The organism is Enterococcus sp. DIV0213h (assembly GCF_051711285.1).
Taxonomy (GTDB): Bacteria; Bacillota; Bacilli; order Lactobacillales; family Enterococcaceae; genus Enterococcus_D; species Enterococcus_D casseliflavus.
The window spans coordinates 1,843,842-1,858,880 of sequence record NZ_JBIOMH010000001.1; the positions used below are offsets into that span (position 1 = coordinate 1,843,842).

15 protein-coding genes are annotated in these 15,039 nt (G+C 37.5%); 11 read left to right on the forward strand and 4 right to left on the reverse strand.

Annotated features, from left to right (window positions below; translation table 11 throughout):
• Positions 1 to 67 precede the first annotated feature (67 nt).
• From IGI77_RS08335 to IGI77_RS08360, 6 genes are all read left to right on the forward strand, one after another.
• Positions 68 to 1,018: a zinc-binding dehydrogenase gene (locus IGI77_RS08335; RefSeq protein WP_087627482.1), complete on the forward strand. Its 951-nt coding sequence runs from the start codon at positions 68 to 70 to the stop codon at positions 1,016 to 1,018.
• Between the two features lie 271 nt (positions 1,019 to 1,289).
• Positions 1,290 to 1,541 (forward strand): hypothetical protein, encoded by a 252-nt coding sequence (locus tag IGI77_RS08340; protein WP_015509648.1) that lies wholly within the window; start codon positions 1,290 to 1,292, stop codon positions 1,539 to 1,541.
• A gap of 496 nt (positions 1,542 to 2,037) precedes the next feature.
• Positions 2,038 to 4,071 (forward strand): glycosyl hydrolase 115 family protein, encoded by a 2,034-nt coding sequence (locus IGI77_RS08345; RefSeq protein WP_438769843.1) that lies wholly within the window; start codon positions 2,038 to 2,040, stop codon positions 4,069 to 4,071.
• Positions 4,072 to 4,445: 374 nt separating this feature from the next.
• Positions 4,446 to 5,549 carry a hypothetical protein gene (locus IGI77_RS08350; RefSeq protein WP_438769844.1) on the forward strand — a complete coding sequence of 368 codons (1,104 nt, stop codon included), beginning with the start codon at positions 4,446 to 4,448 and terminating at the stop codon, positions 5,547 to 5,549.
• A complete protein-coding gene (locus IGI77_RS08355) occupies positions 5,546 to 6,745 on the forward strand; it encodes a Tat pathway signal sequence domain protein (protein WP_438769845.1) in 1,200 nt (399 codons plus the stop codon). The genes IGI77_RS08350 and IGI77_RS08355 overlap by 4 nt, the downstream gene beginning before the upstream one ends.
• Complete coding sequence (locus tag IGI77_RS08360) at positions 6,739 to 7,428, forward strand: ABC transporter ATP-binding protein (protein WP_438769846.1); 690 nt, start codon at positions 6,739 to 6,741, stop codon at positions 7,426 to 7,428. Before IGI77_RS08355 ends, IGI77_RS08360 begins: the two co-directional genes overlap by 7 nt.
• A 174-nt stretch (positions 7,429 to 7,602) precedes the next feature.
• Here the strand turns inward: IGI77_RS08360 and IGI77_RS08365 are convergent, their stop codons facing one another.
• Positions 7,603 to 8,103, reverse strand: coding sequence for a hypothetical protein (locus tag IGI77_RS08365; protein WP_438769847.1), 501 nt, complete (start codon positions 8,101 to 8,103; stop codon positions 7,603 to 7,605).
• Between the two features lie 331 nt (positions 8,104 to 8,434).
• Positions 8,435 to 9,364, reverse strand: a complete 930-nt coding sequence (locus tag IGI77_RS08370; RefSeq protein WP_438769848.1) for a LysR family transcriptional regulator — start codon at positions 9,362 to 9,364, stop codon at positions 8,435 to 8,437.
• 148 nt (positions 9,365 to 9,512) lie between these two features.
• On the opposite strand from IGI77_RS08370, the gene IGI77_RS08375 reads away from it, so the two are divergent.
• The 5 genes from IGI77_RS08375 (at position 9,513) to IGI77_RS08395 (ending at position 13,562) form a co-directional block, all read left to right on the forward strand.
• Positions 9,513 to 10,697 carry a M20 family metallopeptidase gene (locus IGI77_RS08375; protein WP_438769849.1) on the forward strand — a complete coding sequence of 395 codons (1,185 nt, stop codon included), beginning with the start codon at positions 9,513 to 9,515 and terminating at the stop codon, positions 10,695 to 10,697.
• Positions 10,698 to 10,715: 18 nt separating this feature from the next.
• On the forward strand, positions 10,716 to 11,357 hold the full coding sequence (locus tag IGI77_RS08380) for a nucleoside recognition domain-containing protein (RefSeq protein WP_010748307.1): 642 nt from the start codon (positions 10,716 to 10,718) through the stop codon (positions 11,355 to 11,357).
• A complete protein-coding gene (locus IGI77_RS08385; RefSeq protein WP_005231345.1) occupies positions 11,354 to 11,848 on the forward strand; it encodes a nucleoside recognition domain-containing protein in 495 nt (164 codons plus the stop codon). Before IGI77_RS08380 ends, IGI77_RS08385 begins: the two co-directional genes overlap by 4 nt.
• Positions 11,849 to 11,931: 83 nt before the next feature.
• Positions 11,932 to 13,320, forward strand: a complete 1,389-nt coding sequence (locus tag IGI77_RS08390) for a tryptophanase (protein ID WP_034868562.1) — start codon at positions 11,932 to 11,934, stop codon at positions 13,318 to 13,320.
• An 80-nt stretch (positions 13,321 to 13,400) separates the two neighbouring features.
• A complete protein-coding gene (locus tag IGI77_RS08395; protein ID WP_367652787.1) occupies positions 13,401 to 13,562 on the forward strand; it encodes a Rid family hydrolase in 162 nt (53 codons plus the stop codon).
• Here the strand turns inward: IGI77_RS08395 and IGI77_RS08400 are convergent.
• Both IGI77_RS08400 and IGI77_RS08405 read right to left on the reverse strand, forming a co-directional pair.
• Positions 13,559 to 13,867, reverse strand: a complete 309-nt coding sequence (locus tag IGI77_RS08400) for a hypothetical protein (RefSeq protein WP_438769850.1) — start codon at positions 13,865 to 13,867, stop codon at positions 13,559 to 13,561. The genes IGI77_RS08395 and IGI77_RS08400 overlap by 4 nt on opposite strands.
• A gap of 142 nt (positions 13,868 to 14,009) precedes the next feature.
• Complete coding sequence (locus IGI77_RS08405) at positions 14,010 to 14,999, reverse strand: AraC family transcriptional regulator (RefSeq protein WP_438769851.1); 990 nt, start codon at positions 14,997 to 14,999, stop codon at positions 14,010 to 14,012.
• Positions 15,000 to 15,039 lie beyond the last annotated feature (40 nt).

The window sequence follows — 15,039 nt, forward strand, 5'->3', positions numbered from 1 at the left end:
TTAGTAGATAGTTTCAATCGATTGATGCGTGGCTTTTGATAGATTGAAGATCGGAGATGATTTGCGCATGAAGGCGTTGTATTTTAATGAATTCGGTGATTCAACTGTTTTAACATATGGGGATTTGCCGGATCCCATCATTCATGAAAATGAGCTATTGGTAGAAATGGTGTATATTGGGTTGAATTATGCTGATATTTATCGGAGAAAGGGCACCTATCATATTGAATCCCGAGAGCCTCTTATTAATGGCTATGAAGGGGTAGGGAGGATTATTCAAAAAGGAACATCTGTCTCCAAGTTTCAGCTAGGGGAAACGATTCTTTTTGTGGATGTTCCTTTTGCTAATGCAGAATTGGTGGCTGTTCCTGAGGAAAATGCCATCCGTATCCCATCAGGTATACCACCTAAATTAGCAGCCAGTATTGGTCTGCAAGGGTTGACAGCTGATTTTTTAGCTCATGATCTTGGCAATAATGTGAATCATAGTAAGGTCTTCGTCCATGGGATAAGTGGTGGCGTCGGACAAATTTTATCGCAATTATTAACCGCAGATGGTCTAGAAGTGTATGGCGTCACTTCTACGGAAGAAAAGCGGCAACTGGCTTTAGACCAAGGCGCAAAACAAGTTTTTTTAAGAAATACAGAATGGCAAGATACCTACACTTCTTTCTTTGATACCGTTTATGATGGCATTGGGCATACATTAGCCGAAAGTGTCGACTTGCTCAAAAATAGAGGGAAGGTTGTCTTTTTTGGCATGGCCGGCGGAAATCCGCCAGCGATCGACTTTATTCCCTTGCTATCTAAATCAAAAAGTATTTTGACAGGAGATCTCTGGGATTACTTGACAAGTTTTCAAGAGCGGGAGAGAAGAAGCTCTCGATTGTTTGACTACTTTAGCAAGGATCAAATGAAAATCAGTCAACCAACCATTTTTTCATTAGCTGACGGAAAAGCTGCCCATGATTATTTAGAATCTGGAAAAAGTATCGGTAAAATTCTGCTGCAACCATAAGAAGGTAAAAAACTAGATGTTTTTATTGCAAACGATACACCGAATGTTTGATGTTTCACTAAGGCATTTTTTATATAATCGATAGTTCTCTTATGATACATCTTTAAGGATAAAAATAAATGTAAAATGAATAGAATATTGCAAAAAAATTATAGCTTTTATCTATTCAGTGAGAATAAGATAAAACTTTGTGATACACAGTACATTTAATTTGAAAATATTTAATTACAGCAGTAAGATAAATATATCAAATACTTAAGGAGTGATATCTATGACAAACTATGAAGAAAAGGAAGCAAAAGCATTGGTAAAGATTGCAGAGGTTCTTGATAAGTTAGATGAAAATTTAGCTGAATTAGACACACTAGATGCAGATGCAAAAAAACATAGTATGAAGAAATGGATCGTTGAGAAAAAAGCGATTCATGAAATCAAAAAGATCGCACACGAAGCCGGTAAGTATGAAAAGTACGATGAAAAAGCACTACAAAAAGAAATTGATGAAGTTGAGAAGTATATGTAATTGAAGAGAAATAAGTAATTGTCACCATTATTCAGCAATTGAAATCTGAACTGATAAAAGCCAGATTTCAATTGAAGATTTAGAATTGACAATGATCTCAATAAGCCCATGCTCTTATGAGTGTGGGCTTATTTGCTGTACATATGATTAACCACGCCAAGGTGAATAGGCATGAAAGATCATGTTCTACAATGACAAGATAAAACATTAGTTAAAGGGGGACGGGGAAAATCCAAAAACAAAAAAAGTCTGTTTTTTCGTTTTTTTCATCGACTTTCTCTATTTTTTTAGACAAGCTTTTCGCTTATTCTAAATTTATGAGCGGTATCATAGTAAACAGTTAACAAAACGTTTAGACCATCTGAAAAACATCTTTGCAGAAAATAGTGACGAGAGGTTTATGGCTGATAAGCAATTCGATCGTCTATTACAACATAGTAGAAAGTTCTTTACTGAAGATAAAATAATAAACTATATAGATGAAACGGGTGATTACATGGAAACAATATTTTTCATTTCGAAAAATACTTCTGTCACGTCAAAACAGCTGGAAAATGAAGTGATTGGACATGCTTGCGAGATCTTGCAACGTGACATTTTAACCGTTGTGACAGACACGAGGAAGGCAAATAAAATTGAATTGGTTTTACTTGATGAAAAAAATGAAACGGATGCTTTTCATATACTTTTCGTATCGCCAGATAAAGTAAAAGTGTGTGCTGAAACACCGTTAGGATTAATGTATGGGGTTCTTGAAATCTCTCATAAAATTTTAGGTGTTCAACCCTTTTGGTATTTCATGGAGATTCCCCCAATAAAAAAGCCATTTATTGAATGGACAGATTTTGACTTAACATTGCCTGATTTTGCAACGGACTATCGGGGCTGGTTCGTCAATGATGAGTTGCTGCTGGATCAATGGGAAGATAATGGTTCAAATGAATATGTATGGGAACGTGTTTATGAAACATTGTTACGTTTAGGCGGAAATGTCATCATCCCTGGAACAGATAAGAACAGTCATAGACATCGAGAAAGTGCGCAAGCGATGGGGTTGATCTATACACATCATCATGCCGAGCCACTAGGCGCTGAGATGTTTGCTAGAATGTATCCTGGTTTGAAGGCTTCATACGAGGAACATTTTGCGTTGTTTCAGGAATTATGGAAAAAAGCCTTACACGAGCAAAAGGGTACCAAGGTTATTTACACACTCGGTTTTCGTGGACAAGGGGATTGTCCTTTTTGGGCAGAAGATCTTGATCGACAGTGGTCAGCAGCGGAAAAAGCAGCAGTGATCAACGAAATCGTCCATCTGCAATATCATATGGTTAAAGAAGTCAATCCTCATGCAATATGTTCAATGAACATTTATGGGGAGATGACGGAATTATTTAATCTTGGCTTACTTGAGCTTCCAGATGATGTGATTGAGATTTGGGCGGATAATGGTTATGGCAAAATGGTTTCTCGTAGACAAGAAAATCACGATCCACGAGATGAAGTGTTAACAAACACATCAAAACCAAATCAATCAAGAGGAATCTATTATCACGTTGCCTTTCATGATTTACAAGCATCTAATTTCTTGACGATCTTGCCTAATAGCCCAGAATTTGTTTCTAGAGAGTTAATGGCGGTTAGAGAAGTCAAGATGGATAAGTTTGTCTTAGTCAATACAGGCAACATAAAACCGCATATTTTGTTCTTACAAGAAATAGCGAATTTCTGGCGAGCAGATTATCAGTTACGAACCAATCAAAAGATAATTTCAGAGCATGTAACACAATATTATCAAAATCAGCAAGAAGAGATCCAAGCTGTCTATGAAGCTTACTTTGAAGCGATTATTCGCTATGGAACACATGAAGATCAAACCGCTGGGGACGAGTTTGCCTGTTATTTGATTCGAAAAATTATTCAATCCTGGCTCAAGCAAGAAACAAAAATTCCGAGGATAGAATGGTTGACGGGTGATCGGAAAATCAAGGAGCAAGTCACAGAAATTTTCTCTATGGTAGGAGAAAAGATAGCAGCCTGGGAGAATCTATTGCTGAGATGCCAGCAGATTACATTATCCCTTCAGGATAAACATGCACAAAATGCTCGCTTTTTTAATGATATTTACCTCTCAGTAGCCGTTCAATGCAAAACATTAAAAGCACTGCTCCATTTGTTAGACGCTTATCAGATGATTGATCGGGAAGAAATGGTCTTTGTATTTGTAAAAGTTTTCGATGCGTTAGAAGAAATCCATCAACTAATTCAAATACTGAAGGAAAATCCAAGTGATACATGGTATGATTTTTATGAAAACGACGGCTATACCAACCTAACATTGACAAAAGAGATGATCAAAAGTCTGTTGTCTTACATTCGCATCATTGGCGATGGTCCAGATCAAGATCAGTGGGAGAGAAAATATATTATGGATCCCACTGAATCAAGAGTTATGTTGCTTTCAAATACTAAAAAAGCGTTGACGGATGAAAAGTTAGCAAGAAAAATCAGAGTAGCCTTAATGTATTGAAATAAGTACTTTTAAAGACGCGAGTAGACATCCTTGCATTTTTTATTAATAATTTTAGTCATTATCTATGGATATATAGCCATGCAATTTTGGCCCGGATTTAGCGAACTTTCCAATTTCATAAAATAATTGTTCTTAAGCATCTTTTTGAGAAAAATTTCAAGTCATATATTTATAAACGGTTTTACGACAACTTCCTAGCCTACAGAGTTAGGAAGTTTTTGTGTAGAAAATCGATTGACTACAATAGCAAAAAAAGTTAATGTTTATTTATATATAATCATAAAAACGAAAATATATCTTGCAAAATGAATGTTTTATGGGCTTTTATGTAATGATGAACTTTCTAAAAATGATTTATTGAGGAGCGTCTTTTGAAAAACACCTTACTCTTTTACCTAAAATTAGAAACAAACAGCCTAAAGCATCGCTTTATAGTAGTATTCTTGCTGTTATTGCCGCTATTTTTTGTTTTCATTCAAAAAAATGTGACAGAAACAGTCGCAGCTATTGCTCAGGCACGACTATCATCTATCGATATCGCCTTGCAAAGTTATCAAAAAATTGATTTGACCGATGTCGAGAATACCGATGAGCGTTACCTTAGTCTTATCGATCAATCCAACGCTTTAGCAACCATGACACAATCTGCTATGTTAGAAAATCGCCAACGGTATCTGTCTGCCAGTATAGATTATGGTGAAAAAATGGAAACGTTCTATGAGCAATATGCCGCTGAAAGTGACCAATCCCTGTTTCCAAAACAGGCAAAAGTGGTTCAAGAAACAAGTGAGTTCACACAAGTACTTGCCAAAAGCAAAGAATTTCATTGGAATCAGCAAGGATTTAGTGACTACTGGAAAACCGTCTTTTTACTCTATGGCGCACTACTTTTTTATTTGACTGTTTTCTGGTCAGCAGATCTTTTTCTTTCAGAAGTGAAACGACCGCAGTTTTCCAACAGCTTACCTTTTAGAAAACGAGACCGAATTTTTATTCCTATCATCATTCGACTGGTAATTAGCACCATAGGGACCAGCTTGCTTTTGATCAGTGCTGTTTTTTGTTCTTTCTTTTTTGATCATGTTGATTTTTCATATCCTTTTGCCTATTGGTTACGGGAAATTCGAGCAGTAGAATTTCTTCTCTTTTTGCTCTTGTATTTTCTGATGACGATTGTCATCACCGGATTTGCCATTTGTTTGACCTCGTTCATTTTTACTGTAACGAAAGACGTCTTACAATCCTGCTTACTTGCTAGTTTACTTGGGGCATTACCGCTGATTGTTCCTAGTCGGATCTGGCTGCTTACACCGTTTCAATTTCTGAATGTCTTCCAGCTGCTTCAAGGAGACTATGCTTTTGCCAGTGATTGGTCATTCTATTCTTTCTATTTCGCTCTGATCCTCTTGCTCATCTATACGGTCGCTCTTTTTTGGTTGACCACACAACGATTGAAAGGGGGATTAAGGAAATGACTATCTGGATATTCGAATTAAAGCGACAGTTTCGCCAAAAAAGAACGTATGTCTCTTTTTTCCTGCTTTTCTTCTTAGGTGTCTACTATACGTTGCAGGTCGCCTCCAACTTCGAGCCGATCGATAAAATCAATCGACCTGTTATCAGTACTAGAGTTGCGGAAAGACAGACATTTCTAGAAAATACTACTGTGGATGAAAACACTCACTTTTATGTTCATTATGCGCTGAGTGTATTTCCGATTTGGAACAAATGGGATCAAATGCGATTAGCAGCGATCGATAATCATGATTGGCGGCAATACGCTGAAGCCACGAGTGAATGGTATCGATTTTCTGACGAGCAGCTATTCGCAAACGATATTGGGGTTCTACGTTACGACATTCCTTATTATTTAAACAATAATCCGAATGCAAAAATCGATGGACATTACGATTATCAAAAAAATATCTTGAAATATCAGGAATTTGCCCTCTATGAGGGGGAGGTGACAGCACAAGCCTTGGAGGAAAAAACGGCTTTGCAGGCCTTGCTCAGAAGCAGTGAAACGATCTTGCCAATGGCTTTGCTTTTCTTTTTCATTTTAGGAATTAGTGATAGTTTTACACGGGACCAAAAACATGAGACACTGCTTGCGACATTTCCATTGCGCAAGTCCCGCAGATTTTTAGCCAAAGCTGCAGCTGGGTTAGCGTATGGGCTCAGCTTGCTTTTACCAGTCATGGCTTGCGTTTTTCTCTATAGCTTTACCCATGAAGTTGGGCGCTTAGATTATCCAGTGGCGGTTTATTGGACAAGTGGTATCGAAGTGAATTTTGGTTTATCGACGTTGGGAAGCGTGTTGCTTCGTTGCCTTGCTCTCTATGTGTTGTTCCTGATTCTTGGTTTTCTATTTGCGTTTTTACTAAATAAGTGGTTTTCTTCCCAGATAATTAGTGCGATGTTTTCATTGCTGCTGCTTGTTTCCAGTAATTTTTATCTGGTTCGAGGTGGCGGAGCATACAATAGCTGGCATTTTTTCCCCACTTCTTTTGTTAGTATTGGGAAGGTCGTATTGGGGAGAAGCTGGTTTGATTATTATGATCCTCGGATGCGTTTTGATTTCGGAGTCAGGGTCTTATTAGCCTGGATCGTTCGTTTAACGGGTTTGCTTCTGCTTACCTATCTGATTGAAGGGAGACGAAAAAAATGTTGAGGATTCAGAATTTATCCGTCAATTTTGGAGATAAGCAGATCCTAAAAAATATTTCCTTTGAATTGCCAGAAAAGGCGATTATTGGTTTAGTAGCGCCAAATGGTACTGGCAAGACCACAATGATGAAAGCCATACTGGGGCAAGTACCGCGCTTTTCTGGCGAGATAACGTTAAATGGCGAAGATTTCACTTCGCTAAAGAAAAAAAGTCGCTTATTAGAAAATGTATCTCTATTACCAGATCAAAGTGAATTGTTCGAGGAATTTACCGGTATTGAACATCTTGAGCTATACAAAAGTATTTGGAAGTCATCAAAGAAGGTTGAAACCATCGTTGCTCTGCTACAAATGGAAGATTATGCAAAAAACCGCGTAGCGACCTATTCATTAGGCATGCGTCAGCGGCTCTGTTTTGCGATGCAAGTAATCGGGGATACGTCATATATGTTCATGGACGAAGTGATGAACGGACTGGATCCTACCAATGTTTTATTGGTTTCGACTATTTTGCAGCAGCTGGCTGCAGAAGGAAAAGCGATCATGGTTTCTTCTCATATTTTGTATAATTTGGAGGAGATCTCTCAGCAGATCTTATTTCTGAAAGATGGGGTTATGTTTGAATACAATGATCCTAAAAAATCATTGATGGAAAAATATCAGGAGATTTATGTGAAGGGCCAATAATAAAAGGACAACCGTCAATTAAAAAGAGAGAAGCAAAAGACAACTCTTTTTTGCTCTCTCTTTATTCATTTTGTTCTTCGAAAAATGAAAAACATATCCAACTATTCGGTTCTGGGGATGTTGAAATCCGCAAAACTTTTTAATAGTAACTTTGAATCATTAAGAACGGATGATTTAGTAAGGATTTCCCGATGAGTCGGTATCGATCACAGCACCTTCAGGTGTTACTCGGAAAAATCCTATTGTCCCCGATCCGCCTTGATTACGAATCGAAATGCTTGTACCTCGGAAAAGATAATCAGCACCAACCATCCCGAAAAATGCGAATGTATAATCGTCATTTTTCATTTCTGGTCTAGCGGCATACAGCATTTCTAATGCTTGATCTTCCATAGAAAGCGTACCGTCAGCATTCGCTTGTGTATTTGAATCAGTCGCAATATCTGATGATTGGATTTGTGTGTTCTGTGTAACAGATGATTGGCTGGGAATTGTTCCAGTTGTTGTTTCAGCTATTGATTCATTTGTAGAAGAGGAACTGGAAAGAGTACTTTCACTTGTAAGCGAAGTGCGAGTAGTGCTTTCTATGGTTGATACACTATCCGAGGTACCTGTGCTACAAGCTGCAAGACCCAACATTGAACATAAAAAATAGGCAATAAATATTTTTTTCATGTATTTTCTCCTTTTAAGTAAAATTATACCAACTTATTTCTTTTATCTTAATAATACATCTATCTCATTCTAATTACTAGTAAATAGAATGAAGAATCTCAGATTTTTTTTACTATGTCTCAGTTGCTTAAACAGTATTCTCGCTTCCTCAGGTTTCCCGTATGAAATGATTATTGAGCTCTTTAAAAGAAATTTTCATAGTTTCTTCTCCGTAATTTAATTATCTTTTCTAAATCATTATTTTAAGGCATTCCTGTATTATCAAGATTTTGATATCACAGGGAAAAAGGTTAATTATAGAAAGGTATCAAAGGTTGCGTTTTTATCCTAATCAAAGTAATAAATTTTCACTGTTTTTTTCACAAATTTCTCTTTTAAAGAACTCTATGAATGACTGTGACTCGTTACTTAAAATTTCTTTTTTTCGTTTAATCCAACCGATTCTTATGAATACCTGGCAATTCTTGATAGGAATCGTTTTTATTCCATATTGGTTGAACTCATTTTTGCTGATCGACGGTCCAAAACGAAAAACATCTGTTTTTTGCAGCATTGTAATGATACTGGAATTGTCATTTGTATATATTACTTTATCCAACTCGGCAAGGCGGATACCGTCAATTTCGAGATAAAAACTTAAACTGGAATAGTAATCATCTGGTTTTCGTATGACAGGGAAGCTTCTTAACTCTTCCATTGAAATCATTTTGGAATGGTATAACGGATTCTTTTTTCCGAGATTAACATACCAAGTATCGGTCATCCATTCAGTATAAAGCAAGTGCTTGTGTCTCAAAATGTTTTTTATTTCTCTTGACTGTGCTTCATTGTACATAATGATTCCAATTTCAGCATCCGATTTTTCCACTTTTTCAATTACATCATTAAGCCGACATTGCTCAAAATTGATTACAAGGGGATGGAAATCATATACATTATAAAAATCTGCAATAACTTTTTCGACTGTAATCAAGGGGTAAGAAGCAATGTTTAAGACTTTACGGGATTTTTCTTGCGGAATTTTTTTAATCATCTCTAATTGTGCCAAAATCGTTTTTGAATATTGAGCGAGCTTTTCGCCATTTTCTGTGAGTATAACCCCTTTATTTGTACGAATAAATAACTTAGTACCGATTTCCTCTTCAAGCATTTGCATCGATTTACTTAAACTCGGCTGTGATAAATATAGATTATTCGCTGCTCGATTCATGCTTTTTGCTTTAACTATTTCATTGAAATAAATTAATTGCTGAAACTGCATGGTTTCCTCCTCTTTGGTATAACGAATAGTTATACCCAGACTATAACAAATTGATTATGCGAATTGCAAGAAAATTCTGATACTATTAAGTTAAGATAACGAGAACGTTCTCAGATGTGTTCCTATTTCAACCTAAGGAGGCAACAATATGGACAAGCTGCAAACAAAAAATAAAATGATTATGAAGCAAATCGACACCTATGTGGAGAGTAAAAGAACCGAGATGATTGAGTTATGGGAGGAACTGGTCAACATTGAAAGTGGGCCAAAGCAAAAAGAAGGAGTGGCAAAAGTAATCAGCGTAATTAAGTCAGAGCTGGAAGATATTGGATTAGAAACAAAGGTCCTCTCAATGCCTAACGCGGGAGATGTGTTCACAGCCTTTTGGAAAAATACCAACAAGGAAAAACCAATCATCTTTCTTGGGCACACGGATACCGTTTTTCAACCAGGAGTAATAAAAAAGTTTCCATTTTCTATCGATGATAATGGCTTTGCACATGGTCCCGGTGTTCTCGATATGAAAGGCGGACTGGTTATCGCTCTTTATACGATCAAAGCATTAAAAGAAATCGGCTACACACGTTACCCGATAAAGTTAGTCCTTGCGGGTGATGAAGAAACGATGCACAAGGACTCCACAGCAGCCGAAGTGCTGGCTTCTGAAATAAGAGGGGCTGCCGCTGCATTGAACTTCGAAACAGGTTACCAAGATGATGGTATAGTTGTTGGACGAAAAGGCGGAGGGATCTTATCCTTAAAAATCAAAGGTATAGCTGCCCATTCCGGCATTGAGCCCGAAAAAGGAAGAAGTGCCATCTTGGAAGCAGCGTATAAAATTATTGAGCTTGAAAAAGAAAACGACATCTCGGTAGGAAAACTGCTGAATTGTGGAATGGTCAACGGAGGGATAGGTGAAAATACGATTCCAGAAGAATGTGAGATCCGTATTGCTTATCGATTTCCAACCATGAAAATTAAAAATGAGATTGTTTCAGCTGTAGACCGAATTGCAAAAACAAGCTTTATTGATGGAACAACAGCAAAAATAAATCTTGAGATGGGCATGGATTGTATGGAAACTACCCCTGAAGTAATGGCATTATTTGAACACTTTAAACAAGCAGCTCTTGATTCAGGATATGGATCGATTCATCCGTTTTCTGTTGGAGGAATTTCTGATTCAGCGATCGCTGTAGTTAATGGCGTCCCAACTTTATGCGGATTGGGATGTAAAGGGAAGAATAATCACACATTGAATGAATATGCCGAGGTTGAATCATTATTTTCAAGAACAAAATTAGCAGCTGCAGCTGTCTATCAATATCCATAAGAGATGGGAGAGGTCCGAATGAAAACGAAGATCAAAAGTTGGTTGTCACTGATTTTGTTAGTTGTTATTCTGTCTGGCGCATTTAGAGAAAGTGATTCATTCTTGAGAGTTTTCGATTTTACCAATCTCAGCGGGCAATTCGGTTTGATCGGTGATACGAATACAAACTTTTTGGGAACTGGCGGTTTTGGTGCAAGAGAGGGATTCTTAGTGGGCTTGAATTTATTGCCGGCAATCATGCTCTTTTGCGGATTACTTGATGTATTCGAGCATTTAGGTGTTTATGAAGCTTCGCAAAAACTATTCAGTCCAATACTCAAACCTTTATTAGGCATTCCAGGAAGTGCAGGCGTTGCATTTATCAGTAGTTTTACAGGTTCTGATGTAGCTGCAGTAATGACTCGGGATTTAGTAGAAAAAAAAGAAATGACAGATGGGCAAAGAACCGCATTTGTTGCTTACCAATATGCAGGATCGGCGCCTATCAACAATACAATAACTGGCGGCGCTCCATTACTTTTGATCAGTCCAATCGCATTAGGACCTATCTTGCTCGTTCAAATCATTTGTAAAATAGTTGGCGCCAACCTTGTTCGATACCTTATAAACAAACAAGACAAGCGTAAAGTTTCTATGGAGAAGAGAGGAAATCAGACATGACAGGAAAACAAAATGATATTGGGATGACACCTTCAGTGGTTGATATTTTTTTAAAAGGTTGTGCCAAGGGATTTCAAGTTGCTGTAAAAAATATTATTCCCGCAATGATACTTGGCTATACATTGATTTATGTTTTGACCGAAACAGGCCTGTTAGATATCTTGGGAAACATTTTTTCTCCAGTTATGGGCTTGTTTGGTCTGCCAGGTGCGGCTGTCGCAGTTCTAATTTCGGCTTTTTTCGCCAAGGCATCTGGGTGTGCTACAGCTGCTACTTTATACGCTTCCGGCGTATTAACAGTAGGACAAGCAACGATGCTATTTCCCGCATGCATCTTGATGGGGACTTTGATTGGTCATTACGCAAGAATTGTGTTAGTCGCTGGAACTAATAAAAAATGGCACTTATTTATGCTGTTTATTCCTGTTTTTGATGCGTTTCTATCTTTACTGATTATGCGTTTTATTTTGTCGCTTATGAATATTCAATAATGTATTAATTTGATAATATACTGTCCGCTCATCATAGATCGATAACCGGGGTATTTTATAAATCATATCTAGGAGGTTTTATGATGGAAAGAAAATATGTTGCAGAACCATTTAGAATCAAAGCAGTAGAACCGTTAAAGATGTTAAGTCGTGCCGAACGGGTTAAAAAAATCAAAGAGGCAAACTACAATCTGTTTCACCTACGAGGAGAAGATTGTTACATTGACCTTTTGACTGATTCAGGTACAAATGCTATGAGCCAGACCCAATGGGCAGGTGTAATGCAAGGAGACGAGGCCTATGCCGGTTCATCCAGCTACTATAAATTAATCGAAGCTGGAAAGGACATTTTTGACTATGGGTATATTCAACCTGTACACCAAGGTCGTGCGGCAGAAAAAGTGCTGCTTCCATTGTTTTTATCAGAAGGAATGTTCGCTATTTCCAATATGTTTTTTGACACGACACGAGCTCACGTGATCTTAGCAGGAGCCAGACCCATTGACTGTGTAATTGAAGAAGCTAAGAATCCGCATATTCGAGCGAAGTTCAAAGGGAATATGGATGTTGAAAAACTGGAGAAAACGATTCTCGAAAAAGGATCAGACAATGTCGGATTAGTTGTAATGACAATTACGAATAACTCGGCAGGAGGACAACCTGTTTCAATGAAAAACTTGCAAGAAGTGTCAGATATTTGTAAAAAGTATGAGATTCCACTTTGTATTGATGCCGCTCGTTTTGCTGAAAATGCGCACTTCATCAAACGTGATGAAGAAGGATACCAAGACAAAGCGGTGAAAGAAATCGTTCGAGAGATGTTTCAATACGGAGACATGTTTACAATGTCAGCAAAAAAAGATGCCATTGTCAATATGGGCGGCTTGTTAGGGATCAAAGAGAAAGAATCACCACTTGTTCTTAAAGTGAAAGCAAACTGTATAAGCTATGAAGGATTTTTCACTTATGGTGGATTAGCAGGTCGTGATCTTGAAGCGATGGCAATAGGTTTATATGAAGGAATAGATGAAAATTATTTGAAGTATCGGATCGGACAAATGGAGTATTTGGCTTCGCGACTAGATGAAGCGGGGATTGCCTATCAATCTCCAGTTGGCGGACATGGTGTTTTCATTGATGCAGCAGAGATGTATCCACAAATTCCTTATTATGAGTATCCTGGACAGACATTGTGTATTGAGCTCTATAAAGAAGCAGGTATACGTACCTGCGACATTGGGTCGTATATGTTAGGCAACGATCCAGATACGAACAAACAATTAAAAGCCGACTTTGAATTCAGCCGTCTTGCAATTCCAAGAAGAGTCTATACGCAGTCTCATCTGGACACTATAGCAGATGCGTTGATTTCAGTGAAAAAACGAGCACATACGATCCAACAGGGTTATAAGATAACATGGGAACCACCAATTCTTCGCCACTTCCAAGCGCATTTAGCTCCTTTAAGCTGAGGCGCTTGAAATGAAAAAAATTATTCATACAAAAGAAGCACCGCAAGCTATCGGCCCATAATCCCAAGGAATCACAACGAATGATTTGTTTTCCTTTTTGGATAGTTCGGAATCAACCCAAAAATAATGAACTGACCAAGGGCATTATTGACCAGACAGAGCACATATTCACAAATATTCAGCGGATGCTAGCAGCTGTTGATCTTCAATTCAGTCATATTCTAAAAGTCACTGTATTTTAAAGAACATCAAGCATAAGAGTGATGTGAATGCTGTTTTTATCCGGTATCTTATCTTTCAAAACCCTATCCAGCACGCAGTGCATTTCAAATTGCTGAGCTGCCGCTAAATGCTTTAATTGAAATTGAAGTGATAGCGGGAAATCCCGTAAAATATTTATCCTAGTTTCGAAGCAAAAAAATCCAGCGATCAGCTGGATTTTTTGTTTAGTGAATTTATCTGGTTTGCAATTCCCTCCATCAAACGTTAAAAATAGAAGGGAAGATGAGAAAGAATGCTTACTCTTAAGTATTTGATCTATACTCATTACGAATCACCAATCTTCCATTTTAGTCCGGTTGAGCAGACAGACCTCCTTGTAAAACTACCAAGCGGAGTTGGACGATGCCAGTCATCGAAGAACAACGGACAAAACGAAGACAGTTTTCTCAGTCAATCCTAGGCGTTGATTAAAAATGTAATTTTCTCCTCATACCCGGAGTGACACCGTAAACTTCTTTAAATTTTTGGTAAAAGAAATTAATATTCTCAAAGCCGACTTGCTGCGAAATATCAACGATATCCATATCGGTTGAAAGTAAAAAACGATCTGCTGCCAAGATACGTTGATTGATTACAAGTTTTTTGTAAGAATAGCCGGTATGTTTTTTTAAAAGATTGGACAGATAATTGGGATTAAGGTTGAATTGTTCCGATAATTCTGTCAAAGTCAAATTTGCGTAATTTTTCTCGATGTATTTCAAAATTGGAACAATCGGGCTCTTTCGATATTGATCGGAACGATCCGTATAAGAATCTTGATAGATATTCACAAGATCCGAAATGATCAAACCTAACAATCCTTCACAAATGTCGGTATATGCTGTGGAACGATCAAACCATTCGCATAACAACTCTTTAAAAAAGAACTGTAGACGTGTCCTTGTTTCTGAAGCAAAATGAATAAATCGATCATGTTTCATTCCATGAGTGATGGCTTCAATAAAGAATGAAGTCAAAACGCTGTCCGAGGAAAAACGGTTGAAAAAATTTGCAGTTAAATAGTACTTGGGAATAATCAAATTAATGAGAATATCATCTTCGCCAAGCGGTTCAATCTTGTGAACAGTATTTGCATCCATCAGCAAAATTTGCCCTTCATACAGAAAATGTGGTTCATTGTTAATGATCTGCTGACATTTTCCAGCATACATATAGTTAAATTCAATCCAATCATGACAGTGAATAGGGTAATTCTGAAAACGAGAATGTCGTTTTATAAAAAACGGCTGATCTTTAGTAATCATCTGTGAATCTGTCAGTTCCATACAAAGAACTTCTTGATCGTTGACAACTACTTTTTTAAAATCTGAATAGTCGGGTTTTAAATTGCCGTCACGGTAAGCTTCTTCATGAGAAGAAACTTCACGGATCAAGTTGTCTAGCGCTAAATGGTCCATCGTTTTACTCCTTTTTTTCGATTTTAACAATCCGTTATCG